This is a genomic window from Sphingomonas sp. BE138 (assembly GCF_031456125.1).
Lineage (GTDB): Bacteria > Pseudomonadota > Alphaproteobacteria > Sphingomonadales > Sphingomonadaceae > Sphingomonas.
The window spans coordinates 42323-69162 of sequence record NZ_JAVDUC010000013.1; the positions used below are offsets into that span (position 1 = coordinate 42323).

Sequence of the window (26840 nt, forward strand, 5' to 3'; positions counted from 1 at the left end):
GCGCAAGCGCCTGCATCAAGCCGGGCCGTGCGACGACGGCCCGGCATGGTCGCCGCGTCAGCCGCCGACGACGTCCTTCACCTTTTCCGCCGCCTTGGCGAGCAGGCCCTTTTCGGCCTCCTCCGCCTCGGCCTTGGTCTTGAACGCCGCGCCTTCCGGCTCGGCAGGCGGCGCATAGACCGAGAACAGCTTCAGCGCGGCGCTGCCCTTGTTGACGATATTGTGCTCGGCGCCCTTGGGCACGACGACCAGATGGTTCGGCCCGGCGGTGGTGTTGTGGCCGTCGATCGTGATCTTCGCCTCGCCCTCGACGATGAAGGTCGTCTGGTCGGCGCGGTGCGTCTCCATCCCGATCTCCTCGCCGGCCGGGATGTTCATCAGCACGATCTGCACCTTGGCGTCGCGGTACACTTCCTTCTGCCACAGCGTGTTCTTGCCGGCGAGGTCGACCATGTCCTTGTTGAAGATCGCCATGATGTTCCGTCCTTTCTCGAATGGGGTCGAGGGGACGAACGGTGCAGGGCGCGAAGGGATGCATGGGGAGGGGCGACCCGAGGCCGCCCCCTTTACGATCAGAAGCGCAGCCGCACGCCGGCGGTGATCGTCTCCTGGTGGTCGTCGCGCCCGGTCTGTGCCGAGGCCGAGGCGTAGAGGTCGAGGCCGCCCGGCAGGCGATAGGCGACGCCGCCCGCCGCGGTGCCGACCAGTTCGCCGCGTGCCGCGCCGACCGCGCTCAGCCCGAGCCCGCCCCCTGCATAGCCCGCCAGCGCGTCGGCGCGCTGCCCCTCGATCTGGTAACGTGCGCCCAGCGTCACGAACGGGCGGAACGGTGCGTCGCTCGCCTCGCTGCGCGCCAGCGTCAGGCCCGCGTCGGCGAAGCCTGCGACATGGACGTCACGCGCGACCTGGAGCGCGAACGCGCTGCCGCCCCGTTCCGCCACGCCGTCGCGCGTGGTGCGGATGTACGTCACCCCGACGCGCGGGCGCAACGACCAGCCGTCGCCGGCGTCGATCCCGTAATGCGCCGCGATGTCGCTGACCCAGGAGTGCAGGTCGTAGCGCCCGGTCGCCGCGACCGTGCCGGGCAGCGCCCGGTCGGTGCGCGCCTTGCCGCCGTCGTACAGCACCGAGGCGCTGAAGCCCCAGCCGCTGTCTGCGCCGTAGCGGCCGTGCACGCCCGCGACCACGCCGCTGGCCTTGGTGCGCGCGCCCAGCGCGCCGATCTGCTGCCGCCCGTTGAGGTAGCCGCCGAACGCGCCGACCATCCAGCCGCGGTCGCCGTAGCCGACGCCGCCGAGGAAGCCGTAGCTTTGCGCGCGCGCGGTGCTGCTGCCTTGCGCGGCGTCGCCCTGCAGCGTGTGCCACTGGCCGATCGTCTGCGCGACGGTGAAGGCGCCGGCCTCCGCGCGGTCGGTGGCAAAGGCGTTGCCGCGCGCGACCTGCGTCAGCGACAGCGCATGGTCGATGCCGAGCTGCGTTGCCGAGGCGTATGCCTCCGGCGTCAGCTGCGCGAAGGCGCGCGCGTTCGATGCGCCCGATGCGTCGACCAGCGCCGGCAGGCTGCCGAACAGCGCGCTGGTCGCCGGCTGCACCGCCAGCGTGGCATTGGCATAGGCGACGCTGCGCGCCACCTGCGGCGAGAACCGTGCGTCGGTCAGGAACTGGCCGAGCAGCTGGATGCGATCGGCGCGCTGCACGATCACGCCGAAGAGCGACGCCGGCTTCGACACGGTGGTGAAGCCGCCGGTGATCCCGCCGCTGGCGGTGATCAGGTCGTAGCTGGTGCCCGCGCGCAGGGTGCCGACCGGCACGATCTGCAACGTCGCGCCGCTCGCGATCTGAAGCGCGCCGTTGACGACCAGTCTGTCCGACACGGTCGGGGTCAGCTCGAACACCGACAGCGAGCCGCTGGCCAGCGACACGTTGCCGTTGACGGTCATCGTGCCCGGCGACGCGCCGGGGCTGAGCGTGCCCGCGACGGTGACGTTGCCGTTGACGATTCCCGCCGAACCGAAGGTCGCGCCGCTGCCGACGTCGAAGCGGCTGGCCGACAGCGTCGAATTGGCGAGCCCGACGAGCCGCCCGCCGGTCAGCGCAACGGTGCCGAGCGCGGCATTGCCCGAGACGGTGGCATAGCCGCCGCTCATCCCGAACGCGTCGACATTGCCGACGTCGGTGAAGGCGACCGGCACGCTGGAGCTGCCCCCCGACACCGCGACCGTGTCGGTCCCTGCGCCGCCGTCGACCGCGCCCGCAAAGCCGCCGGCGATCGTCAGCCGCTCGTTGCCGCCGGCCATGCGCAGCGTCTGCGTCGTCAGCGATCCGGTGCCGGCGATCGTCAGGTCGGTGCCCGCGAGCACTTGGCGGTAGCTTTGCGCGCCGGTCAGCGTCAGCGTGCCGGTGCCGGTGCTCGCCAGCGTCTCGAACCCGGTCAGCGACGCGGCGTCGAGCGTGCGCGTGCCCGCCACGCCGACGGAGGCAATGTCGTCGCCCGCGCCGCCCGCGACGGTGCCGCTCAGCGTGCCGCCAGGCGCGAGGCTGAAGCTGTCGTTGCCCGCGCCCAGATCGATCGTCCCCGCGATCGTCCCGCCGTTGCCGAGCGTCAGCGCCTGCGCGCCGTCGCCCAATGTCGCGGTCTCGCCCGCGGCACCCAGCGTGCCGGTGACGGTCAGCGCATTGCCGGCAAGCGCGATCGTCTCGAATCCGCTAACGTTGCCCGCCAGCGTCACCGGCGCGGTGCTGGTGAAGCGCAGCATGTCGCTGCCGGCACCGCCGGTGAAGCGGCCCGCGGCAATCGCGGACGCGAACGCCAGCGTGTCGTCGCCCGCGCCCATGTCGAGCGTCCCGCCGACCGTGCCGCCTTCGGCGACGACCAGAGTCTGCGCGCCGTCACCGAGCGTTATCGCATCGCCGCTCGCCCCCAGCGTTCCCGCGACGATCAGGTTGTTGCCGGCGAGCGCCAGCGTCTCGAACCCGGTCGCGACGCCCGCCAGCGTCACCGGCGCGGTGCTGGTGAAGCGCAGCGTGTCGCTGCCCGCACCGCCCGCATAGCTGCCCGCCGCGGTCGTGGTACCGAGCGCCAGCGTGTCGTTGCCCCCGCCCAGCGCCACGCGCGCGACGTCGCCGTCGACGCCCAGCGTCTCGGCCGCATCGCTGCCGGTGACCGCGCCGATGGTGTTGCCGTTCAACGTGAGCGCCAGGCCGGTGCCGGCGAGCGCGACATTGTCGAAGCGCTGGTCGAGCGTCAGCGCCAGCGTGCCGGTGCCGGTGATCGACAGCTGCTCGAACCCGCTGCGCGTGCCGAGACCGCTGCGGTCGCCCGACAGCGCGACACGGTACGTGTCGACGCCCGCGCCGCCGTCGACGCCGCCCGCAACGCTGCTGCCCGCGCGCTCGACGAACGTGTCGTTCCCTGCGTCGAGGTCGACCGCGCCGGTGATGGTGCCGGCGTTGTCGACCGTCTCCGCGGCATCGGTGCCGGTGATCGTGACCGCGCCGGCGCTGCTCAGCGTCTCGCCGGCGCCGACCGTGACGGTGCCGCCCGCGACTCCGATCGTGCTCGCCTGGAACGCGCCGACATAATCGACCGCGCCGTTGCCGATCTGGCTGAAGCGTTCGAAGTTGATGAACTGCGCCGCGCGCACCGTGCCACCGGCGCTGGCATCGATGATGAGGCTGTCGGTGCCCAGGCCGGCGTCGACGGTGCCGGTCAGCGTCGCCGATGCGCGGTGCAGGAAGGTGTCGTCACCGTCGCCCAGGAAGACGTTGCCGTCGAGGGTGCCGTAATTCTCGATGCGGTCGTCACCGGCGCCGGTCCCGATCGAGCCGATGATCGTGCCGGTGTTGGTGATGCGGTCGGCGGCGTCGCCTGTCAGGATCGCACCCGCGTAATAGAAGCCGTTATATGTCGCGCCTGCGCCCCCGCGGATCGTACCGGCATTGGTCAGGTCGAGCGCGCCGGACGTCGTCACCGCTACCGAAAGGTCACCGGTCGCCTCGATCGTGCCGCCATCGGCATTGGCGACGCTGACGGTGTCCGCATGCAGCGACAACGCCGTTGCGGGGCGGGGATAGGAAACGGTCTGCCCGGTGAAAAAGTCGTAATATTCGTCGACCCGTCCACCGGCGTTCGCGCGAATCGTGCCGCTGTTCGTCACATTGATCGTGCGCACGGCTTGGCTCATGCCGGATGACGGCTGGCTGGAATAGGTCGCCAAGTATACTGCGGTATCGCCGCTGGTGCTGCTGACGATCGATCCACGATTGTCCAGCGTCAGCGATGCTCCGACATTGGCGCCATCGAAAGCAGTCATCTGCACTTGGTCGCGATATTGCGCACCGGTGATCCGGCCTGTGTTAGTCAACGCGATCGAGACCGGACCGGCGGTCGGTGCCATCGCACTGCCTTGCACGTCGAGATCGAGGCTGCCGTCGATCGTCCCGCGGTTGGTCGCGGTGATCGCCGTCCGCGAGAAGATCGCGGCTGCGCTGTCCGGATCGTTGCCGATCGTGCCGTCGTTGAGGAAATCGATCGCAGCGAGCTGACGGATGTCGACCGCCGTGCCGGGCGAGATGTTGGTCTTGATCGTCGCGCCGGCGGCGTTCACGAACTGCCGGGTCTGCCCGCTGAAACCTCCGCGGATATCGGCCTGATTGGTGAACGAGGTCAGGATCGGCACCTCGCGGTCGTCGACCCGTGAATACGCGTCGCCCGTGGTGGCGCCATTGGCGGTCGTGACGGTGTTGACGAAAGCGCCGGTGCCGGACAGGTTCAGCGTGTCCGCGGTGCCGGTCAGCGTGATGACCGTGTCGGTGCCGACCGCGCGGACGCCCTCGCGTTCGAAGGCGGCGGGCAGGGGATTGCCCAACGTGACGGTGGCATTGGTCGTGCGGGCATCGACATAGGTGTCGTTTGCGCCATCGGCATAGATGGTGCCGCTGACGCCGGTCACGCCGTCATAGACGACCAGCGTGTTTGCGCCATTGTTGAGCCGCAGATCGCCCGTGAGCGTGCCGCCCTGCGCGACATAGGTCGCGCCGCCGTAGAGCATGTCCACCGAACCGATGATCGCGCCCGCATTGTTCAAGCTGCCCGATGCCATGCGGATCGCGGTACCACTGCCCGAGATCGTCGCGCCCGCACGATTGGTGATCGTCGCATAGGGAAGATCGTTGCCGCCGATCGCGCGTGCGTCGGTGCTGGTGATGGTGCCGCTGTTGTCCAGCGTCAGGCGCGTGGTGTCGACCGCCGTGCCGGCGACCGTAATCGTGCCGCTGTTGGTAAGATCGAGCGTGCCGAACGTTGCGATACCCGTGGCGGTGCGTCCACCCTCGACCTGCACGATCCGGCCGGTGTTGGTCACCGTAGCCGCACCGCCGATACCAGTCGCCCCGTCCAGCGTGATCGTGCCGTTGTTGGTGACCTCGCCCTGGAAGTCGCTGTAGATGCCTGTCACGAATCCCTGGCCGCCCAGGCCGCGCACGACGATCGTGCCAGCGTTGGTGAAACGGTGGTCGCCGCCGATCCGCACTGCGGCGAAGGCGTTGGCGTTGCCGCCGGAGCGATCCAGCGTCAGCGTCCCGTAGCTGGTGATCGACACGCTTTCACGATCGGGGCGCGTTTCACCCGGTGCGATCGTGACGTTCGAAACGGAAATCGCCGCCTGAGTGGTGGCGGCGATGTCAGCGGTGAGGTCGACGCTGCCGTTGCCGGCGAACGCCAGCGGCGTGGTCGCGCCGGTCAGCGTCAACCCGGCATTGTTGATAAGATCGTAGCCGACCTCCGCGAAGCCAAGACGCGCGATCGCTGACACGGTCGTGTCGACATCGACGCGGTACCGCAGCAACGCGTCGGTCGCGAACACCGCGCCGTTGATCCCTGCGAAGCCGCTGCTGCCTTCGCCGGTCAGCGAGGTGACCAGCATCTCGTTGCGGCCCAGCGTCAGGTTGCCGTCCAGCACGCCGCCGGCCAGCGCGAAATAGCGGTTGCTGCTATAGCTGCTGTTGTTGCTGCCGCCGAAGGAGACGTTGCCGGTGATCGTCCCGGCATTGGCGACCACTGCGTTGAACAGCCCGGTGCCGGATACCTGCGGGCCGATGTTGCCGACGATCCGGCCCCCGGCGCGGTTGGACAGGACGCCGTAATAACCGAGGTCGACCGCCAAGCCCGGCGAGGTGATGAGCCCGGTGTTGGCCAGGTCGCTGCTTAGTCGCACAGCAGCGATCGCACCCTCGATCGTGCCGCTGTTGCTCCAGTTCGTGCCCGACGAACCGTTCATGATCGCGCCGACCCCGGCGGTCGAGCGGATCGTCCCGGTGTTCGTGAAGCCGCTTCCCCACAGGTCGAGTGCGGTGCCGCTGGCCTGAAGCGTCCCGGCGTTGACGAACATGCCCTGCGCATTGATCGATACGCCGTTACCCGCGGCGTCGATCAGTCCGTCGTTCTGGAATCGCTTCGCATCGCTGATGCGCACCAGGTAGGTGTTGGCGCCTCCGGAGGTCCCCTGGATCGTCCCCGCGTTGACGATGGTCGGCGCGCCGTCGAACGAGGCGGCGGTCAGGACCTGCCCGGTTCCGGTTAGGGTGCCGTTGATGGTGACGGTGCCGTCGCCGCCAAGCGCGAGCGCCCCGTCGATGACACCGCCGGCCGTGCCGATCGCGACCACCGGCGCGTCGCTCATCCGCAGCGACAGACGCTCGAAGCCGGTCAAGAGCGGCAGCGTGGCGAAGTCGGCGCTGGTGGCAAGGCGCATGTCGAGCGTGTCGATGCCCGCGCCCCCGTCGATCGCGCCGCTGATACCGGTCACGATCCGCCCGGCCTCATAGCGGGCCGCGAGCGTATCGTTGCCCGCCCCCAGGGTCAGGTCGCCGGTGATCGTACCGGCCAGCGTATCGATGCTGCTGCCGTCGTTGGTGCTGCCGGTCGTGCGCGAGATCACCGATCCTTCGATCGCACCCGCATTGACGAGGCGCAGCGTGCCGTCCGTGTCGATGGCGGTGCCGACGCCGCGGATCGTGCCGCCGGCCTTGTTGCTCACGGTCAGGACGGTGCTGGCGTCGCGGATCGCCGCGCCGCTCGTGCCGGCGATCGTTCCCTCGTTGGTGAGGGTCACGGTGATCTCGCCGCTGCTGTTGCTCGACAGCCGGCGGCTGACCAGCCCTTGTCCGCCGGTGATCCTGCCCGCGGCGCCGACGGTGATGTCGGCGCGTGCCGACGGATAATAGGTCTGCAGGCCCGGCGGGCAGACGATGACCGACGCGCCGGCATAAGGGTCGCACGGCGCCTGATACGGCTGGCCGTTGCTGACGAGGAAGCCGATCCGGCTGTCGCCGTCGACGGTGCCGTTGATCGTGAACGTCGCGCTTTGCGACCGGGTATCGATCGGTGCAAAGAACCCGCCTCGCACCGTGGCCCCCTCCGCCACCACGACGCGGGCGGCGAAGGCATCGGCGATCAAGCCGTCGTTATCGGTGCCGGTGCAGGTGGTGGTGTTGAACGAGGTGACGGGATCCGGCGAACATTGCGCCTGCGCCGAGGACGCCACCCCCATCGCCGCGATGCTCGTGCCGAGCGCGAGCGACCAACGGCGCAACCGCACCGAACGCTGAACTGCCATCTGTCCCACCCCAATGTTCCGGCGTCCCCTCGCCGATGCTGGTTGGCGTAGATTTCCGAATTGCTCCGGTCCAGCACGTCCCGAGCATTTTGAAGGCAATTTTTGCGACCGCGCGTGACCCGAAATGGGTATCAGCCGTGGATGCATTGCGCGGAAAACCACAAATCGCGCAAAAATGATGCTTTCGTGAAGTCGTGGTTAAAACCCCATTGACGCTACCCGGACAGCGCGACAGTCTCCGTCGAAACTTCTTCGGGGGTGTGCCGGCGTGGGGATCGAGCATCGGGGGGCGGGAGTGCGGGTCGCGGCGGCGTCGTCGCTGGCGCTGCTCGCCGTCGCCGCCGATGCGCAGCCCTCTGCCCCCGATCAGTCGCCACTCGCGTCCGGCGCGCAGCCCGCCGCCGCCAGCCCGGCACCGATCTGGCAGGACGTGACGTCGCTCGGCGTCACCTGCCTTGTCCACACGCCCCGCGGCGTCGAGACCGGTGCGCTCCACGACCGCGTGTGCGCCGCGGTGCGCGCGCAGGCCGCGAAAGGCGCGCCGGTGCCGGTCGAGGTCGCCGCGATCGGCGGGGCGGCGCTGGCGCCGGGGCGCGTCACCTTGCTGGTCCATGCCAATGTCGAGCGGGTCGGCGGCGCGGAGGTCATGGCGCTGACGCTGAGGCCGTTCCGCAACGCCGCCGGGGCCGGGCAGTTCTTCGGCGCGCGCCCGCGCGTCGTGGCGGCCGGGGATGCCGCCGCGCTCGACCGCGCGGTCGCCGCGCTGCTCGCCGAGACGCTGCCGTGGCAGGCGCCCGCGCGGGGCGGGCCGCGCCGGCCGTTGTCGCCGGAGACCGCACCGCACTCATGACGCGGGCACGCATACCAACCACCACACATCACAACGGGGAGTGAGTATATGGCGATCGGGACGACGGCGGCGGTGGATCAGCTGATCCAGCATCCGGAGCATCAGACCAATCCGTTGAACGACACGGTCTGCACCTGCCCGGCCTGTTCGGGCGTGCAGAAGGACGTGGGCAAGGTCGATCCGATGGCGGGGCTGAAGCTGTCGGGCGAGCAGGGCTCGGTCGACTATCTGGCCGGCACCACCGCGGCGAACGGCAAGGCGATCTGGTCGGCGGATCAGATCGCGAGCTACCTCAACCGCTCGGGCACCAGCTGGGTCGGCCCCAATGCGGCGCGACAGGGCGACAGCAACGTGCGCGAGGTGACGTTCGGCTTCCACTTCTCGCAAGAGCAGCTCGGCGCCAGCGGCTATTCCTACCGCTACGAAGGGAACGTCGAATATCTCGACGAATATTTCAACTTCGCCGCTTTCAACGATGCGCAGAAGGGCGCGGCGCGCCTGGCGATGAGCTTCTGGGACGATGTGGTCGACATCTCGTTCCGTGAGGTGAACGCCTATCAGGCCGACATCAACTTCGGCAACCTGGCGAGCGCGCCGGGCACGCAGGCCTATGCGCGGCTGCCGTCCAAGACCGTGTCGAGCGATCCGGTCGTCAACGGCGATGCCGAGCGGATCGTCGGCGACGTGTGGGTCTCGGCGAGCCAGCCGAGCAACTTCCAGCTGCTGCCCGGTGGCTACGGCCTCAACACGCTGACGCACGAGATCGGCCACGCCATCGGCCTGTCGCACCCGGGCAATTACAATTTCGGCCCCGGCTTCGCGGTCAATTACACCAACGGCGCCGAATATTACCAGGATTCGCGCAACTACACGATCATGTCGTACTGGAACCCCAGCGCGATCGGTGCGGGCGATATCGACTGGAACACGATGGCGCGCGCCTATGGCGGCACGCCGATGATCCACGACATCCTGGCGGTGCAGAAGATGTACGGCGCGGACACCACCACCCGCACCGGCGACACGGTGTACGGCTTCAATGCGACCGCGGGGAAGACCGTGTTCGACTTCACGGTCAACAAGGCGCCGATCGTGACGATCTGGGATGCCGGCGGCACCGACACGCTCGACGGCTCGGGCTTCGCCACCGATTCCGAGATCAACCTCAATCCCGGCTCGCTCAGCAGCATGGGCGGCGTCACGGCCGAGCAGGTCCGTACCGAGCTGACGTTCGAGAAGGTCAACGCCAACCGCGCCGCGCTCGGCTATGACGCCATCGCACGCGCCGATTACGACGCGCTCTATGCGCAGCTGCTGGCCGGCACGCGCAACCTGCGGCTGACCGACAATGTCGGTATCGCTTATGGCGCGATCGTCGAGAATGCGGTCGGCGGCAGCGGCAACGACGTGCTGATCGGCAATGCGGTCGCCAACCGGCTGACCGGCGGGGCGGGCACCGACACCGCCAGCTACCGCGACGCGGGCGCAGGCGTGCAGGCCTCGCTGCTCACCGGGCGCGGTACGGCGGGCGATGCGCGCGGCGACATCTACACCGGCATCGAAGGGCTGGAGGGCACGAAGTTCAACGACGTGCTGGCCGGCGACAACGGCGCCAACACGCTGACCGGCGGTGCCGGCGCCGACACGCTGATCGGCAACGGCGGGTTCGACACCGCCAGCTACCGCAACGCGGCCGCCGCGATCACCGTGTCGCTGTCGACCGGCGCGGGCACGCAGGGCGACGCCAACGGCGACCGGCTGTCGGGGATCGAGGCGGTGGAGGGCAGCGCCTTCGACGACACGATCTACGGCTCGAACAACGCCGACACGCTGACCGGCAATGCCGGCAACGACAAGCTGTACGCCAACGGCGGCGACGACACCGTCTTCGGCGGGGCCGGCGACGACGTCATCTACGGCCACGGCGGCGACGACTGGCTGGACGGCGGGATCGGCAACGACCAGCTGTATGGCGGCGCGGGCAGCGACCAGCTCTACGGCGGGGCCGGCGACGACTATCTCGACGGCGTGTTCGGCGACGACGTGCTGTTCGGCGGTGCGGGCAACGACGTGCTGGGCGGCAACGACGGCAACGACATCCTGTATGGCGGTGCGGGCAACAACGTGCTGACCGGCGGCGCGGGGGCGGACATCTTCCGCTTCACCGATCTGGGCACGCGCGACCGGATCACCGACTTCACCCGCGGTGTCGACCTGATCGACCTGACGCAGCTCGACGCCAAGACCGGCGGCGCGATCGATCCGTTCGCGTGGATCGGCGACCAGGCGTTCTCGAAGACCGCCGGCGAGCTGCGCTTCTACCGCGTGGACGGCATGAACTTCCTGGAAGGCGACGTGAACGGCGACGGCGTCGCCGACTTCTCGATCCAGACGATGATCCGCATCGACCAGAGCGACATCCTGTTCGCCTGATCCATCCGCCGCGGGCGCCTGCGCCCGCGGCGACCGGTGTCATTTGCTACGGCGCGGAAAGAGGACCCTCTTTCCGCGCCGTATTGCGTTTGGGGTGTGTCGCAAGTCGAAAAGGCAATCATGTGATAAGACGAAAGTTCGACTATTAATGAAATTGGTATTGTTAAATGAAGTAATTGGTGACACCTTTTTAACGCTGACGACGGGGAGATAAGCCGAACATCGCGAGGGTGCAGGACCGGGCCGAAAAGCCGGGCGGCACCGATCTTCCCGGGCGCTTCAGGGAGCGAAGGGGAGTCGACAGTGATGATGATGAGATATGTGCTGGCCAGCGGATGCTGCGCGGCGGCACTGATGGCGATGCCGTCGATGGCGCTGGCGCAGGCGGGCACCACGCCGGCCGATACCGCGCCAGCAACCGCGATCGGCGATCCGGTCGCCTCCGCAAAGCTGGCCGCCGATGTCGGGCGCGACACCGCCGAGAGCAGCGAGGGCACGCGCGACGTGGTCGTCACCGGCACGCGTATCGTGCGCCCCAACAACCGCTCGGCGGCGCCGATCGTCACCACCACCGCCTTCGACATCGCCGCACAGGGCGCGACCACGATCGAGGAGGTCGTCAACCGCCTGCCGCAGGTGCAGGTCAATTCCGAACAGAACTTCAGCGATTCCGAAGGCCGCCAGCGCATCAAGCTGCGCAGCCTGGGCTATGAGCGCACGCTGATGCTGATCGACGGCCTGCGCATCGGCCTGCCCAACAGCGTCGACGTCGGGATCATCCCCAATGCGCTGGTCGAGCGTATCGACGTGCTGACCGGCGGCGCTTCGTCGGTCTACGGCTCGGACGCGGTATCGGGCGTCGTCAACTTCATCCTGAAGAAGAATTTTGAAGGCATCCGCATCGACGCCAACTACAGCTTCTTCAACCACGACAATTCCAGCAGCGCGGTGACCGAGGCGGCGCGCCGGGCCGGGTTCAATTCGCCCAACGGGCTCACCAACGACGGCGGTCGCAGCGACATCAGTCTGGCGGCGGGCACCAGTCTGTTCGACGGTCGCGTCAATTTCAGCAGCTTCATCAACTATCGCCAGTCCAGCCCGGTGAAGCTGGGCGATCGGTCGTACTCGATCTGCGAGGTGCTCCAGACATCGAACACCGCGCCGCTCGGTTGCAGCCGTGCCAGCTACACCCCCGCCGGCACGATCGTCACGCGGCCAGGCACTCGGAGCGAGCAGCAGCTCGTCAACAACCCTAACGGCAGCGGCACCTTCATCCCGATCAACAGCGGTCCGCCGGGCACGGGCACGTCCGCGAACCCCTATGACGATTTCCTGTCGCAGCGTGCGTTCGAGCGCGTCAACGTCGGCGGCTTCTTGACCGCCGAGATCACCGACGAGATCGAGCTGTACGCCAATGCGCTGTTCTACCGCGACAAATCGTACAACACGCAGCTCAACCGGACGCTGTCCTACACCGCGTTCGGCACCGATCCGTACCGCGTGAACTGCGACAATCCGTTCCTGTCGGCGTCGCAGGCCACCACCCTCTGCGGTGCCAACGCCGGGGTTGCGGGACAATTTGCGCCGCTCGACGTGCGCTACCGTTTCGACGGCCTGCCGCTCGTCCGGCAGCAGTTCACCAACGAGGGCTATCGAATCGTCGCGGGGCTTCGCGGCAAGACGCTGGGCGATGCGTGGACCTATGACGTCGCGGGGATGATCTCGCGTGCGCAGCTCGACACGATCGACTTCCCGTTCGCCGCGCCGGAGCGGGTCAACCGCTCGCTCGACGTCGTCAGCGTGGGCGGGGTGCCGACCTGCCGCTCGGTGGTGAACGGCTCCGACCCGCGCTGCGTACCCTTCAACGCTTTCGTGCCGTTCAGCCGCGACGCTGCGGTCAACGACTATCTTTACGGGGGTGGCGCGACAGGGGGCATCAGCAAGCGTATCCCGCGGCTGCTACAATTCCTCGCCACGACCAGCGGCGACCTCGGCAAATACGGCATCACCTCGCCGTTCGCCGAGCAGGGCTTCGCAATCGCGCTGGGCGCCGAATTCCGTGCCGAGATGGACCGCACCGATCCCAACGAGATCTTCATCGAGAACAACGGTGGCCAGCGCGTCCGCGTGACGCAGAACATCCTGGAGGCGAATGCCGAGATCCAGGCGCCGCTGGTCGAGAACCAGTCGTGGACGCGGCTGCTGCAGTTCAACGGCGGCTATCGCGTGTCGAAGTACAACCGCCTCGACAACCGCTTCACCACCTGGAAGGTCGAAGGGCTGTGGTCGCCGGTCGAGGACATCACCTTCCGCGCCTCCTATAACAAGGCGCAGGCGGCACCCGGCGTGGGCGCAGCGGCCGGGGCCGCGAACGTGTTCTGGAACCAGGGCTTCTACGCCGATCCATGCGCGCCGCGCGTCGACCCCAACAATCCCACCGGCCCGCGCCTCGCACCTGCCTTCACCGCGGCGCAATGCGCCAACACCGGGCTGCCCGCGAACCTGTATGGCAGCACGTCGCTGATCTGCCCGAACGATGCATGCACGGTGCGCGAGGGCGGGTTCAACCTGACCCCGGAGACGGCATACACCAAGACCTTCGGCGTCGTCCTGCGCCCGCGCTTCATTCCCGGGCTGGTGGTGTCGGTCGATCGCTGGCTGATCGATCTGGAGGATCAGCTGGTGTTTCTGCAACCGCAGGACATCATCAACGAATGCCTCAACACCGGGCTCGAATATTTCTGCCGCGGCATCGTCCGCAATCCGGGTACCGGCACGCTGTCGAGCTCGCCGGCATCGAGCCCGGCGACCGGCTGGGTCGCGCGCGGGTCGTCGAACGGCTACAAGGAGCAATCCTACGGCTGGGACTTCCAGGGCCAGTATAACGTCGGCCTGGGCGGCGCGGGGCTGCTCGACGTCAGCTTCAACGGCACGTTGATGACGCGCAACGGCGGGCAGGCGTCGCCCAACGCGATCCGCCGCAACTGCACCGGCTATTTCGGCACGGGCTGCGGCGAGAGCCTGCCGCGCTGGGCGCACCAGATGCGCGTGACGTGGTTCGCGCCGGAGCGCGTCGCCAACGTCTCGGTCAACTGGCGTCATCGTGGCGCGATGCCGACGACCTTCTACGCTCCCGCCGACACCGGCATCCCGGCGCAGGACGAAAGCGCGCGTCGCGATCAATATCCGGGCATCGACGCCTATAACTGGATCGACGTCGCGCTGGGCTTCGACATCAGCAAGCGGATGACGTTCCGGATCGCCGCGAACAACATCTTCGACCGCGACCCGCCGCTGGTCCCCGACAGCCGCGCGCGAATCGGGCTGCTGCGCGGCAACACGATCATGGGCTACGACCTGCTCGGGCGGCAGATCGTGGCGGGCGTTTCGCTGAGGCTGTGATCGAACGCTGTCGGCACGTCGATCCCTCGACGTGTCGACCTGGCCTCACATTCCCGACGCCGCGAGCTGCGACCGCCAGAAAGCGAGCGAGCGCGGGTCGGCGTCGGGGCGCGGCAGCGCGGGCTTGCCGTGGCGCAGCCGGTCGCGGTCGCGCTCCGGCGGTTCGACCACGCGCACCCGCACGGCACCGTGCCCGGCGTCGCGCAGGCCCAGCGCCTGCGCCGCGCCGCGCGACAGGTCGATGATCCGCCCGCGCGCGAACGGCCCGCGATCGTTGATGCGCACCAGGATCACGCGCCCCGTATCCAGCGAGGTGACCTCGACATAGCTCGGCAGCGGCAGCGTGGCGTGCGCGGCGGTGATCCACCTCGGGCGGAACTTCTCGCCGCGCGCGGTACGGTCGCCGCTCTCGCCGCCGTACCAGCTCGCGCGGCCCAGCATGTCATAGCCAGGATCGGCCGCCGGGACATAGGTGACGCCGCGCACCGCATAGGGCCGCCCGATCGTCACCGGCGTATCGCTGACCGCGCGGTAGCGTCCGCCGCACGCCGCCAGCGCGGTCGTCGCCACGATCGCGGCGACCATGCGGCAGGCGGGGAGGAGGCGCGCGCTCATGCGTCGCTCCGCTACCGTCCGGTGGCCGTAACGGCAACCGCGCCCGAATCCGGTTGCTCGTATGGTGTTGTTATCCTAGATCAGTTTCGTGGATCGTCAGCCGCTTGCCACCCATCTGACCCGCCCGGTCCGCCCGGCGACCGTCGCGCCGGAGGTGGCCGCCGCGGTCGCGGCGTTCGCCGCGCGGCTGACCGTGGACGATCCGTTCCAGGCGGCGGTCGCGGACTCGACCGTCGCGATGGTGGTCAGCGACCCGACGCTGCCGGACAATCCGCTGGTCCATGTGAACCGGGCATTCACCGCGCTCACCGGCTTCGCGCGGGAAGAGGTGATCGGGCGCAACTGCCGCTTCATGCAGGGGCCGCTGACCGAGGCGGCGGATGTCGCGCGGCTGCGCGCGGCGATCGCGCGGCGCGAGCGGATCGTGATCGACCTGCTCAACCACCGCCGCGACGGCACGCCGTTCTGGAACCGGCTGATGGTCGCGCCGGTGTTCGACCGCGACGGCGCGTTGCGCTGGTTCGTCGCCTCGCAGCTCGACGTCACGACCGAGCGCCACCGGCTGGTGCGGCTGCGCGAGGACCGCGACGCGCTGACCGCCGAGGTCGAGCGGCGCGAGGCGGTGCTGGCGGAGCGCGAGGCGTCGCTGGCGATGGCGCTGGAGGCCGGCCGGCTGGGCACCTGGTCGCTCGGGCTGCCCGACATGACGCTGTCCGCCTCCGCGCGCTGCCGCGCCAATTGCGGGCGCGCGCCCGACGAGGAGCTGACGTTCGCGATCCACCGCGCCTCGATCCATCCCGACGACCTCGCGATGGTCGAGGCGGCGGTGACCGCGACGATCGAGACCGACGCGCCCTATGAGCTCGAATACCGGCTATTCACCCCGGCGGGCGAGCAGCGCTGGCTGCATGTCCAAGGCGGGTTGCAGCGGCGCGCCGACGGCACGCCGCTCGCGATCTCGGGCTTTTCGACCGACATTTCCGTGCGCAAGTTCGCCGAGGAGCACCGCGCCGTGCTGGCGCGCGAGCTGACCCACCGCGTCAAGAACACGCTGGCGACGGTCGGCGCGGTGGTCGGCCAGACGCTGCGCGACGCCGCCTCGCTGGAGGACGGGCGCCGCGCGGTCGCGGGGCGGATCGCCAGCCTGGGCGCGGCGCACGAACTGCTGGTGCGCGACGAGCTGGAGGGCGCCGCGATCGGCGAGATCGTCGAGCGCGTGCTGGCGCCGTTCCTCGACGACGCCGGCGCGCGCTTCACGATCGGCGGCCCGGCGGTGCGGCTGGGGCCCGAGATCACGCTGGCGCTCTCGATGGCGCTCCACGAGCTGGCGACGAACGCGATCAAATACGGCGCCTTGTCGGTGCCGGAGGGGAGGGTGACGATCGCCTGGACGCTGCAGGACGACGGCAACGTCGGCGGGCGACGCTTCACCTTTTCGTGGGTGGAGCAGGGCGGCCCGCCGGTCGTCCCGCCGTCGCGCATCGGCTTCGGCACGCGGATGATCGAGCGCGTGCTGTCGCGCCACGTCCGCGGCTCGGCGGCGACGCACTACCCGCCGGAGGGCGCGCGCTTCGAGATCGAGGCGCCGATCTGAGGAGGGCGTCGTTTGCGCACGGCGTCACCCGACCTTCTTCCCCGTTCGTGCTGAGCTTGTCGAAGCAGGTGCCCGGACCACGCCATCGCGGTGACGTGCTACCCGCCCAGAGCCCATATCGTCGATTGCTCGCCAAGCTCGGCGCCCGAAACACGTGCTTCGACAAGCTCAGCACGAACGGAATGGGCTTGGCATCGACGCCATGGCCGAGAACGCTCGCCTCGGTACCCGCCGTGGATCCGCCCCGTGTCGCTGCCGTTGAGGAGCGTGCGTGGCGCGTGCTTCGACAGGCCCAGCACGAACGGAGGAGGGGGTAGAACAAGACCTGAAAGGATGACCGTGACGACAACCGACCTGCACTACCGCCCGCGCCTCGCCGACCTGCGCCCGCTGGTCGCCCCCGACACGACCCTGCTCGCCCAGGCGCGCACCTCCCCGCCCGCGACGCTGGCGAACCGCGAAGGGTATCGCGCCGACCATCTCGGCGATTTCGCGGTCCCGCTGCCGACCGCGCCCGCCGAGGCGGTGCTGCCGGTCGCCGGGCGCGACGATGCGCAGCTCAACTATACGCACTTCACCGTCGTCATGTCGCGCACCCGCCGCCTCGCGCTGTTCACCGCCGCCAATCTCGACGGCGGCGCCAGCGTCTCGTTGCCGCGCGGCGGCGATCCCTGGGCGTTCGACGGTCGCATCCCGGAGGACGCACAAGCCGGCGACGACCTGTACGCCGACAACGACTTCGACCGCGGCCATCTGGTCCGGCGCGAGGATCCCAACTGGGGCGCGGACGCCGCGACCGCCAACCGCGACACCTTCCACTTCACCAACTGCGCACCGCAGCTGTCGGGGTTCAACCAGCGGACGTGGTTGGAGCTGGAGGATCATATCCTCGGCAACACCCGCCGCGTGCGGGAACGCGCCAGCGTCTTCACCGGCCCGGTGTTCCGCGCCGACGACCCGGTCTATCGCGGCGTCGCGATCCCGCTGGCCTATTGGAAGGTCGTCGCCTTCGTCCACGACGACGGCCGCCCCTCGGCGACCGCCTATCTGATCGAGCATGACGTCGACGTCGGCGGCATGTCGCTGCTGTTCGGCGCGTTCAAGACCTACCAGCGCTCGATCCTGTCGATCGCGGCGATGACCGGGCTGGATTTCGGGACGCTGGCGGACGTCGACGGCTTCTCGAACGAGGAACGCGCGACCGGCGCGACGGTGCGGCGGCGGATCACCGGGCCGGAGGATATCCGGGTGTAGAAGGGGGCAGTGCAGCCGCCGGAATTGACGTCGCGCCAAGCCGGTGCTCGGGGCAGCCCTTAGCGTCCATTTAACCAATGTCTGCCTACACCTTGCCCTGGTTCCATCGGGGGCAGCTATGAGGGAAGTGACAGCAGGGGCAGCGCGGCCGAGCGAGCGATACCACGCATCGCTGGTGGCGGATAAGCCCGAACTGACGATTCTGATCCCTTGCCTCAACGAGGCCGAGACACTTGCCACCTGCATCCGCAAGGCAAAGGCTTGGTTTGCCCGTACCGGAACCGCGGGCGAGGTGCTGGTATCCGATAACGGCAGCACCGATGGCTCAATCGCAATCGCAACGGCAGAGGGCGCGCGTGTCGTCCATGCACCGGTTGCGGGTTATGGCGGTGCGCTGGGGTGCGGGATAGCGGCCGCACACGGGCGGTTCGTCATCATGGGCGACGCCGACGACAGTTACGATTTTTCCGACCTGTCGGGGTTTCTCGACCGCCTGCGTGACGGGGCGGCGCTGGTGATGGGCAACCGCTTCAAGGGCGGGATCGCACCGGGCGCCATGCCTCCGCTGCACCGCTACCTCGGCAATCCGGTGCTCTCGGCGATCGGACGACTGTTCTTTCGCACGCCGATCGGCGACTTTCACTGCGGGCTGCGCGGGTTCGACCGTCAGGCGATCCTGAATCTCGGGCTGCGCACGACGGGAATGGAATTCGCCAGCGAGATGGTGGTGGCAGCCTCGCTCAACCGTCTCGACATCCGAGAGGTGCCCACGCGTCTGGCGAAGGACGGGCGGAGCCGTCCGCCGCATCTGCGTACATGGCGCGATGGCTGGCGGCATCTCCGCTTCCTCATGTTGCACAGCCCGCGTTGGTCGTTCGGCTATCCCGGTGCGGCGCTGATGGTGCTAGGTTTGGCGTTGGTGGCAGCCCTTCTGCCCGGGAGACTGGCGCTTGGCTCGACGGTGTCACTCGATATCCGTGCGTTTCTCATCGGATGCCTGGCGCTCACCTTGGGCGTGCAGGCGATCGCGTTCGGCGTGATTGCCCGGCGCTTCGCCGCAGCGCATCGACTGCTGCCGCCGCATCCGCGACAGCAACTGCTCGACGCGGTCAGTATGGAGCGCATACTGCAAGGCGCAGGAGGCGTGCTGACGATGGGCATGATCGGCATGGGCTATGCCGGGACGACATGGGCTGGCTCCGGCTTCGGAGAGATTGCCGACGGGCACCTGCTGCGCGTCATGGTGCTGTCGACCAGCGCGATCGTGATTGCGGTGCAACTGGGCCTGTCTGCCTTTCTGCTGGGTGTTCTGGACTTGCGCCCCGGCGATGCGCGCGCGCAGCAACAGCGACTCCAGGCCGTGTTCGGGCAGGCGGACTGAGCGATCGTGACCGCACGCCACCTCATCATCACCGGCGGTACCGGCTATATCGGCGCCTGGCTGGTCAAGAGGGCATTGGCCGAGGGGCGGCAGGTGACGTTGCTCGGCCGCCGCCCGGGTCCCGCCGGGACGCGCCACGTCCCATGGTCGCTGGGCGACGCATTTCCAGCGGCGGCGCTGGACGGTCCGGCCGGTGCCGCCCTTATCCACCTCGCCCATGATTGGCACGGCGACACCAATGTGGCGGCGACGGGCCGACTGTTCGATACTGCTCAGTCGGCGGGAGTCGTGTCGCGCGTCTTCATTTCATCGCAGTCGGCACGCGAGCACGCGCTCAATCGCTACGGTCGCATGAAGTGGCAGGCCGAACGCCGAGTCACGGATGCGACGTCTTTGCGGGTCGGCCTCGTCTATGGCGGTCCACGCGTGGCGATGTACGGTTTGTTGTGCCGACTGGCGCAATTGCCGATGCTCCCGATGATCGAACCGCATCGATTGGTGCAGCCGATCCATGTCGACGAGGTCGCATGCGGAATCCTGGCGGCGGCCGATGGGCGTGCGAGAGGCGTGCTGGCGCTCGCCGGTCCCGATCGGATCCGTTTCGACGACGTCCTTCGCCTGTTGGCGCAACGCTACGGCGGGCGCCGGCTGCCGATCCTGCCAATCCCGCTCCGCGCCGCACTGGCCGTGTGCGATCTCAGCGCGCGCCTGCCGCTGCTGCCCACCGTTGATCGCGAACGCGTCTTGGGGCTGGCAGGGACCGAGCCGATCGACAGCACGGCGGATCTGGCGCGACTGGGTGTGGCGATCCGACCGATCGCTCAGCGGCTGGCCGAGGAGCCTGCCGGTCGTCGCGCCTTGCTGGCGGAGGCGCGGGCCTTTCTTGCCGATGCCGGTATCGCGGCGACCCCGGCGTTGTTGCAACGTTATGCGCGCGCCTTTCCCCAGGGCGCGCTCACCCGCCCGCATATCCTACCCGGCTGGCGAACGCCGTTCGCAGGACCGATTGCCGATCGGTTGCGTGTCGCGGCCCGTATTGCCGAGGCCAGCGCGCCGGGGGAAGCAATGCTGGCGCGCGGAACACGCTGGTCGCGGCTTGTCGTGCTCGCGCTCGGCGGCGTCGTGGAGATGGTCCGTTTGCCGACGCGGATCGTTGCCACGCTGGCGGCGCGCTGACACGATCGCATGACGCGCGACCTTCCTTTCTCCCCCGACATCATCATCGTCGGCAGCGGCCCAGCCGGCGTGTCGGCGGCCTGGCCGCTGGTGCGAGCCGGGCACCGCGTTCTGATGCTGGATGCGGCGGCCGCGCCGCTCCCCGCCGCTCCGCCCCATCCCACGCAGGCCGCGTGGCGCGGCGATCCGCGGCGGTGGGCGCACGAACTGGGTCGCGAGGGGGCACTGGCCGATCCGGGCATGTCGCCGAAATTTGCGACCCCGCTTGCACGCGCCGTACTTGCCGGGTTCGAAGTCGAGACGCACGGCGGCTATGTCGCAGTCGGTGCGCATGCAGCTGGCGGTTTATCGCGGATTTGGGGGGCGTTGGCTGCGCGATGGAGCGATGCCGACCTGGCGGCTTTCGGTTGTGAGGCCGAGGCCATCCGCACCGGCTATGCGGCAGTGGCGCAGCGCATCGGCGTTTCCGACACACCGCGCTACACCGCCGCGGTCGCGCGGATCGCCGGGGGGAAGGTGCGGTCGGGGCTGCATCTCGTTCCCGCACCCAATGCGGTTCTCGATAGCGCGCGGGATGGGCGGGGGGGGTGCACGGCCTGCGGTCTGTGCCTGCATGGCTGTGCATCCGGTGCGATCTACCATGCGGCACAGGAACTGCCCGCATTGATGCGTTTCGCGAACTTCGCCTATCACGCAGGGATTCGCGTCGATCGTATCGATGGTGAGCCGCACGCGCCGGCGGTATATGCGGGCGATCGCCGATTTGCGGCGCGATCGATCGTCTTGGCCGCCGGGACGCTGGCCACGACCGGACTGGCGCTGCGGCGGCTCGGACTGATCGACACGCCGGTGCGGCTCGAAAGCAATCCCGTGGCCGGCATGGCGTTCCTCGTCCCCGGTCTGATCGGCCGTGACCTGCCCGGGCGATCGTTCGGGCTCGGTCAGCTGCTCTATGCGATGGAAGAGGACGGCGTCGAGACTGCCGGGGTATTCTATGGCGCCGATACGCTGCCGCTGGCGACGATCGCCGATCGCCTGCCGGTATCGCGGCGCTATGCGTTGAAGGCCGCGCGCGCATTGGCGCCGGCGCTCGTGCTGGCGACCGGTTATCTGCCGGGGCGGTTCAGCGCCAACCGGTTCAGCGTCGATGCGAGCGGACGACTCAGGGTCGAGGCGCGCGACACGCCGGAAGCGGCGCAGCGGCTGCGTCGATCCTTCCGGCGCCTTGCGCACCACGTTCGCGCTCGCGGGGTCATCGGCGTGCCCGGCTCGCTGCAAATGATGCCGCCGGGTGCGGATGCACACCCGGCGGGAACCTTGCCGATCGGCGGTGACGGTCCTGCCCATACCCTTGCGGACGGTCAGCTCGCCGGTGCACCGGGTGTCTACATCGCTGACGGTGCCGCGCTGCCGACCCTGTCGGCACGACATCCCACGCTCACCATCATGGCCAACGCCGATCGTATCGCCACCGGGCTCGCAAGGCGGTTGACGGTAGCTCCCGGCCTGTCCCGTGTCGGCTGACGCCGACCTTCCGGGCACCATGGACGGGACGACCAGCGCGTCGTCGCCCCGGACGACAATCATTGCGACCGTCATCTTCGCGTTGTTGTCGGTGCACTTCGGCGTGCTCACCCTTCGCTATGCCGCCGCGGCGCCGTTGTGGATGGACGAAGTGCTGGCGCTGTGGACTGCGCAACGACCCGACGCTCTCACGATCTGGCACGCCCTGGAGCAAGGTGCCGAATTCACGCCCCCGGCTTATGATTTAGGGCTGCACGTCCTCGTCCGGCTGGGCTTCGACACGCCACTTGCTCTGCGACTGCCCAGTATCATCGCCGTCTATGGCGCCGCGCTGGCGATCGGAATGCTCGTCTTGCGCCGCGCAGGACCGCCGCCCGCGATGGTCGCCGCCGGTGCGATGCTGTCGAGTGGGCTCGTCGCCTTCGCAGTGCAGGCACGGCCGTATGCCTTTGTCACGCTCGCCTTTTGCGCCGCGCTGGCGGTGTACGTTCCCGCGCCCGGCCGCTCCCCGACGCGGGCGCGGGCGGTGCTGAGCGGCGCCTTTCTGACGTTAGCGGTCGCGTTGCATTTCTACGCGTTGCTGTTGGTCGTCGCCTTTGCGGCATTGGAGCTGGTCCGCGCGCATGCCGATCGCCGCAGACCGCATGCGCCCACGCTGCTCGCGGCGGGCGTGGCCGCGACGTCGATCGTCCTATGGTGGCCGATCATGGCCGCTGCGCGCGCAATGTCGGGGAACGACGTCGGCGCTCCGACCTATTACGCACGCCCGACGCTGCCATTGTTGCTCGACAGCTATGCCATCACGCTCGGCTGGCTTGCCATCCCGATGGCGGTGCTGGTGCTGCTGCGCCGCCGGGTGCCGGATCGCGGGCTGCTCGACCCGGCACTTGTCCTGCTGGCGATACCCTTATGGGTGTTCGTCTTCGCCGCGCTCGTCAGCCACAGCTATGCATGGCGCTATGTGATTTCGGCAGCGGCAGGCGCCGGCTTGCTACTCGCCGCGCTCGTGCAGCGGCTGCCGGGATGGGCTGCGCCAACGCTGCTGGCCCTGTTTCTCGCCGGCAATCTCTGGGGTGATCGCGGCGTCGCTGCAGGTCCGGATCGGCGCAGCGCAGTGTCGACGGCAGCCGCTGCTCCCGGTGATCTGCCGATCGTGACCGGTAGCGGACTACGGTGGTTCGAGCTCGTCGCCAACGCATCGCCCGCGCTCAGGCGCCGGCTGGTCTTTCTCGACACCCGGGACGCGCACGCATCGCCCGATCCGACCAATTATCATCAGGTCATGCGCTGGAAGGTAATCGATCCGCGGCTGCGGGTGGTCGATGCCGCGCAATTCCTGTGCGACACGCCGACCTTTTGGTTGTTCGTCGACCCTGCCGGCGGCACCGACCCCCTTCCGCACTGGCTGCGCACACGTGCCGCCTTTGCCACGCCCGATCCGCATCGTCCGTCACTGGTGCGGGTCCGTTCGGTTCGCTGCACGTGATCGCGGCCGCCGCACCGTTGCGTCGCGGGGCGACTTGCGCTTTGAAGAGGCCGATGGGGAAATCATTCCGCGATTGGGCAACACCGCGACGCGTTTTCGCGGTGACCGCAATCTCGTATCTCTCGCTTGCCGCGTTGGCCTTTTTCGTCTTTCGACCGACCACCCAATTGTACATCACGGATTACTGGGAACATCGCGCGATCGTGATGGAGGTCATCCGACACGGAATCCGGCTCGAAGACCCGATCTACGCGGAAGGTGCCAGTTCGCGTCAGTTCACGCCTTGGTCGCTGTTACTGGGTTATTTGGCGCGCTGGACCGGCATCGGAGCGGACGGTGCACTGGCAGTCGGGGCGTTCTTGGCGTCTGCGTTGCTCGTGGCGGGCGTCCATGCCTTCGCCCGCATCTATTACGCGCGCCCTTGGGCACCGGCGGTGCTGATGGCGGTGCTGACCTGCGGGTGGGGGCTGCCGCCATTGATCTGGACCGGCTTTCATTCGCTTCGGTCGCAGCTACATTCCAATTACTATCCCGCGTCATTCGTCTTTGCGCTGACCTTCGTGGTCTGGGCTTTGGCGGTGCATGTGCTGCGCGGCGGCCGTGCGGCGGTGATGGCGGCAGGCACGCTGACGGTGCTGTGCGCGATCGCGTTCATCACGCATCCACTCAATGCGATGTTCATGCTGCTGGGCGCCGCCGGGCTGGCCGTGCTCGAACGTGGGGCGTCGATGGGCCGACGTGTCATGGTCCTCGCATCGCTGGCGATTGGCGTGCTCGCAACCACCTGTTGGCCGTGGTTCGACCCACTGGCGCTCGGACGAGCCGGCGCCGCACGCGGTCAGGCGACCTTCAATAATTTTCCTTTCTTCTTCCATCCGCTGTTCGTCGTCGGAGAGCTGGCGCCGCTGTGGCTCGTGCTGTTCGTTCTGCCCGCGCAGTTTCGGGATTTCCGTACCCGCATGCCGGTGATCGCATTGGGGGTGATATCCGCCGCCTTCGTGGTCGGCGGCATCCTGGACGTGTCGGTGTCCCATCGATTCCTCGCCTATGTGGCGCTCGCGCTTCAGCTGATGCTGGTGTGGTTGATCCTCGATCGCATCGACGGGCAGGCTCCTGCGCCGCTCGATCGGGTAACCGATACCGGATGGCGCGTCATGGGCATCGCCGCACTCGCCTTGTGCACCGCGCAGGTAGCCTTGGCCGCGCAGCAGCTCGCAATGCCGTGGGCGTTGGCGGATCGACCGCGTCCGGTGCGGCCCGTCGGCAAGGAAGCGCAGGCGATTGCCGCATGGTTGCCGGCGCAGGCTCGTGTGCTGGGCTTCGATAGTGCGGCGCTGGTCCTCCCGGCCTTCGGCGTCCGAGTGGCGGCGTTCCCGCGCCCGATGCCGCTCAGCTCCAGCGACGGCGCGCGCCAGGCGGACTATCGCCGTTTCTTCTCGCTGCACACGAACACCTGCGAGCGTCGGGCGATTGCCGCCCGTTGGGGGGTGACGCATGTCGTCTGGTTGTCGCACGAGTTGCCGGACTGGATGGCGCGCGAACTGGCTCGCCAAGGAACCGTCGTCGCACCGCTGGCGGAATGGCGCGTCATCCGCGCGCCGCTTTCCTGCTGAGTAACGACGGCAAGGATACGCTAAACCGCCCCTGTCCTACATCGCGCGACTGTGGAAGGATCGCCCCGACTCGCTGAGGAGACGGCGGAGATGCGCGCCAAGGTTCTGACGTTGCTGCCCTTCCTGCTGCTGGCCGGCTGCGCGGGCAATGCGATCCGGCTGGAGGCGGCCGGCGCGGTGCAGCGCGATGCCCGGGCCGCCGTCGCCGCAGCCGCGCGCTATTTCGACGAGGTCGAGACGCGCCGCCGCGCCGCGGCCGCCGCGCTGGTCGCCAGCGATCCCAGCTGCCTCCCGCTCACGCCGCTCCGCATCCAGGTCCCGCTCGCGCCCGCTGCCCCCCCCGCGCCGCTCTGCCTTGCCGATGGCGCGCCCGCGCCGGGTCACACCGCCTTCGCGATCGACATCGCCGACAGCCCCCGCAGCGTTCTCGAGCCGCGCATTGCGCTCCTCGCCGCGGTCGCCGATTATGCCGATGCGCTCGCCGCGATCCTCGATGCGCCCAAGACCGATGTCGCCGCCGAGCTGACGGCGTTTGCCGACCAGGCCGACCGCGTCGCACGCTTCGCCAATTTCGCCGCCGGCACGGACATTCCCGGCATCAATGCAGCCGCGGCCAGCGAACAGGGCCAAAGCCTGATCGCGCTGATCGCCTACGCCACCGATCTCGCGCGCGAGGCGAACGACGTGAAAAAGGTCCGCGCGCTGGTCGCGGCGCGCGGTGACACGGTCGACCGCGCGCTCGCCGCGCTCGGCACGCAGGTCGACATATGGGGCAGGGGCGCCGCGCGCACCGCCGACGACCTCTATGGCAACGCCTTGTTCCGCAGCTACCTGCGCGGGCGCGCCGACCTGAGCGCCGCGCAGCGCGAGGAACTCGCCGCGCGGATCTTCGCCGCGCGTGCCGCCGCGCGTGCCGCCGCGCGCGACAGCCCGGCGCGCGCCGAGGCGGTAAAGGCCGCGATCGACCTCGCCGCGACCGCGCAGAAGGGACTGCGCGACGCACTCGCCGGGCGCTTCACGCCCGAACAGCGCCGCGCCGCCGCGCGCCTCAACCTCGACCGGATCACCCGCGCGCTCGGGCTGGTCGCCGCGATCGGAGCGCCGCTATGACCACCTTCGCCCAGGCCGTCGCAGCCGCGGACGCGCTCGCCGCGCAACTCCAGGCGCTGGTCGAGGACGCGCGCTTCGTGCCGCGCTTCTTCGACACGCTTTTCGGGCTGCGCACCGCGCTGGGCAGCGCGCGCGACCACTTCGCCGCGACGCCGGGGGAGGGCGACCGCCCCGCCTACGCCACCGTCCAGGACCGCAGCGAGCAGGCGGTCGCGATCGGCATCGTGCTCATTCCCGACGACACCGCGGTCGCACGCTACGCCGCCGCGGTCGAGCGCGCGATCGCCGCACTCGGCGCGCCTACCGCCATTACCGCCCCCACCGCCAACACCCAGCGCTCGGCGCTGCGCGGCGCGCTGCGCCTCAGCCCCGGCACGCGCCGCACCGTCGCCGCGACTCCCCGGTTCCAGAGCGCGCCCGAGCCCTATTATACCAGCCTCGTGAAGCTGTTCCCGGTGGAGGCGGTCGCGCTCTATCCGCTCGCGGTCGGCATCGCCGCGGGCAACGCCGCGCTCCGCATCGCGCTGATCGGCGTCATCATGCTCTTCGTCGTCGCGCTACGCTGGTTCGCCACGCAGGAGGTGGGGCAAGAGGCGGGCGGCGGCGCGGCGGACGGGCCCGCGATCCTCGTCGCGGTCGTGTCGTTCGCGCTCTACGCCGCGTCGCTCGGCGGGTTCGGCCATCTGCCCGGCGGCGAGGCGCAGACCACGCAATTGCTCGCCTTCGTGACCGTGATGTGGGTCGCGCTGGTCCCCTATGCGCTCCGCCGCGTTCGAGGATAATCAA

The 26840-nt window shown here is 69.0% G+C and carries 15 protein-coding genes; 12 read left to right on the top strand and 3 right to left on the bottom strand.

All coding sequences use genetic code 11. The annotated features are described in order from the left end of the window. Window positions 1-57: 57 nt before the first annotated feature. Window positions 58-474 (bottom strand): cupin domain-containing protein, encoded by a 417-nt coding sequence (locus tag J2Y58_RS15375; protein WP_310104837.1) that lies wholly within the window; start codon window positions 472-474, stop codon window positions 58-60. A gap of 98 nt (window positions 475-572) precedes the next feature. Further along, window positions 573-7616 carry an autotransporter outer membrane beta-barrel domain-containing protein gene (locus J2Y58_RS15380; RefSeq protein WP_310104838.1) on the bottom strand — a complete coding sequence of 2348 codons (7044 nt, stop codon included), beginning with the start codon at window positions 7614-7616 and terminating at the stop codon, window positions 573-575. A 268-nt stretch (window positions 7617-7884) separates the two neighbouring features. On the opposite strand from J2Y58_RS15380, the gene J2Y58_RS15385 reads away from it, so the two are divergent. The 3 genes from J2Y58_RS15385 (at window position 7885) to J2Y58_RS15395 (ending at window position 14301) form a co-directional block, all read left to right on the top strand. Then, window positions 7885-8466, top strand: coding sequence for a hypothetical protein (locus J2Y58_RS15385; protein WP_310104840.1), 582 nt, complete (start codon window positions 7885-7887; stop codon window positions 8464-8466). A gap of 48 nt (window positions 8467-8514) precedes the next feature. Then, complete coding sequence (locus J2Y58_RS15390; RefSeq protein WP_310104842.1) at window positions 8515-10899, top strand: M10 family metallopeptidase C-terminal domain-containing protein; 2385 nt, start codon at window positions 8515-8517, stop codon at window positions 10897-10899. Window positions 10900-11205: 306 nt separating this feature from the next. Next, window positions 11206-14301 (top strand): TonB-dependent receptor domain-containing protein, encoded by a 3096-nt coding sequence (locus tag J2Y58_RS15395; RefSeq protein WP_310104844.1) that lies wholly within the window; start codon window positions 11206-11208, stop codon window positions 14299-14301. A 45-nt stretch (window positions 14302-14346) separates the two neighbouring features. Here the strand turns inward: J2Y58_RS15395 and J2Y58_RS15400 are convergent, their stop codons facing one another. Continuing rightward, the gene (locus tag J2Y58_RS15400; RefSeq protein WP_310104847.1) at window positions 14347-14916 is read right to left on the bottom strand and encodes a septal ring lytic transglycosylase RlpA family protein; all 570 of its coding nucleotides are present in this window, start codon (window positions 14914-14916) and stop codon (window positions 14347-14349) included. Window positions 14917-15004: 88 nt separating this feature from the next. On the opposite strand from J2Y58_RS15400, the gene J2Y58_RS15405 reads away from it, so the two are divergent. From J2Y58_RS15405 to J2Y58_RS15445, 9 genes are all read left to right on the top strand, one after another. Beyond that, window positions 15005-16510, top strand: a complete 1506-nt coding sequence (locus J2Y58_RS15405) for an HWE histidine kinase domain-containing protein (protein WP_310104849.1) — start codon at window positions 15005-15007, stop codon at window positions 16508-16510. A gap of 333 nt (window positions 16511-16843) precedes the next feature. Beyond that, complete coding sequence (locus J2Y58_RS15410) at window positions 16844-17764, top strand: DNA/RNA non-specific endonuclease (protein WP_310104852.1); 921 nt, start codon at window positions 16844-16846, stop codon at window positions 17762-17764. A gap of 43 nt (window positions 17765-17807) precedes the next feature. Beyond that, complete coding sequence (locus J2Y58_RS15415) at window positions 17808-19145, top strand: glycosyltransferase family 2 protein (protein ID WP_310104854.1); 1338 nt, start codon at window positions 17808-17810, stop codon at window positions 19143-19145. Window positions 19146-19151: 6 nt separating this feature from the next. Continuing rightward, entirely contained in the window at window positions 19152-20321 is a 1170-nt protein-coding gene (locus tag J2Y58_RS15420) for an NAD-dependent epimerase/dehydratase family protein (RefSeq protein ID WP_310104856.1), read from the top strand. 9 nt (window positions 20322-20330) lie between these two features. Continuing rightward, window positions 20331-21845 carry a GMC oxidoreductase gene (locus tag J2Y58_RS15425; RefSeq protein ID WP_310104859.1) on the top strand — a complete coding sequence of 505 codons (1515 nt, stop codon included), beginning with the start codon at window positions 20331-20333 and terminating at the stop codon, window positions 21843-21845. Beyond that, the gene (locus tag J2Y58_RS15430; RefSeq protein WP_310104862.1) at window positions 21835-23331 is read left to right on the top strand and encodes a hypothetical protein; all 1497 of its coding nucleotides are present in this window, start codon (window positions 21835-21837) and stop codon (window positions 23329-23331) included. Before J2Y58_RS15425 ends, J2Y58_RS15430 begins: the two co-directional genes overlap by 11 nt. A 101-nt stretch (window positions 23332-23432) precedes the next feature. Beyond that, on the top strand, window positions 23433-24944 hold the full coding sequence (locus J2Y58_RS15435) for a hypothetical protein (protein WP_310104866.1): 1512 nt from the start codon (window positions 23433-23435) through the stop codon (window positions 24942-24944). A gap of 90 nt (window positions 24945-25034) precedes the next feature. Further along, window positions 25035-26054: a hypothetical protein gene (locus tag J2Y58_RS15440; protein WP_310104868.1), complete on the top strand. Its 1020-nt coding sequence runs from the start codon at window positions 25035-25037 to the stop codon at window positions 26052-26054. After that, on the top strand, window positions 26051-26836 hold the full coding sequence (locus J2Y58_RS15445; RefSeq protein WP_310104871.1) for a hypothetical protein: 786 nt from the start codon (window positions 26051-26053) through the stop codon (window positions 26834-26836). The genes J2Y58_RS15440 and J2Y58_RS15445 overlap by 4 nt, the downstream gene beginning before the upstream one ends. Window positions 26837-26840 lie beyond the last annotated feature (4 nt).

Excerpts from the sequence above, each read along its gene's own strand:
- J2Y58_RS15445 (WP_310104871.1), top strand. The coding sequence starts at position 26,051 with ATGACCACCTTCGCCCAGGCCGTCGCAGCCGCGGACGCGCTCGCCGCG.
- J2Y58_RS15410 (WP_310104852.1), top strand. The coding sequence starts at position 16,844 with ATGACCGTGACGACAACCGACCTGCACTACCGCCCGCGCCTCGCCGAC.
- J2Y58_RS15440 (WP_310104868.1), top strand. The coding sequence starts at position 25,035 with ATGCGCGCCAAGGTTCTGACGTTGCTGCCCTTCCTGCTGCTGGCCGGC.
- J2Y58_RS15390 (WP_310104842.1), top strand. The coding sequence starts at position 8,515 with ATGGCGATCGGGACGACGGCGGCGGTGGATCAGCTGATCCAGCATCCG.
- J2Y58_RS15375 (WP_310104837.1), bottom strand. The coding sequence starts at position 474 with ATGGCGATCTTCAACAAGGACATGGTCGACCTCGCCGGCAAGAACACG.
- J2Y58_RS15395 (WP_310104844.1), top strand. The coding sequence starts at position 11,206 with ATGATGATGAGATATGTGCTGGCCAGCGGATGCTGCGCGGCGGCACTG.
- J2Y58_RS15425 (WP_310104859.1), top strand. The coding sequence starts at position 20,331 with ATGACGCGCGACCTTCCTTTCTCCCCCGACATCATCATCGTCGGCAGC.
- J2Y58_RS15380 (WP_310104838.1), bottom strand. The coding sequence starts at position 7,616 with ATGGCAGTTCAGCGTTCGGTGCGGTTGCGCCGTTGGTCGCTCGCGCTC.
- J2Y58_RS15400 (WP_310104847.1), bottom strand. The coding sequence starts at position 14,916 with ATGAGCGCGCGCCTCCTCCCCGCCTGCCGCATGGTCGCCGCGATCGTG.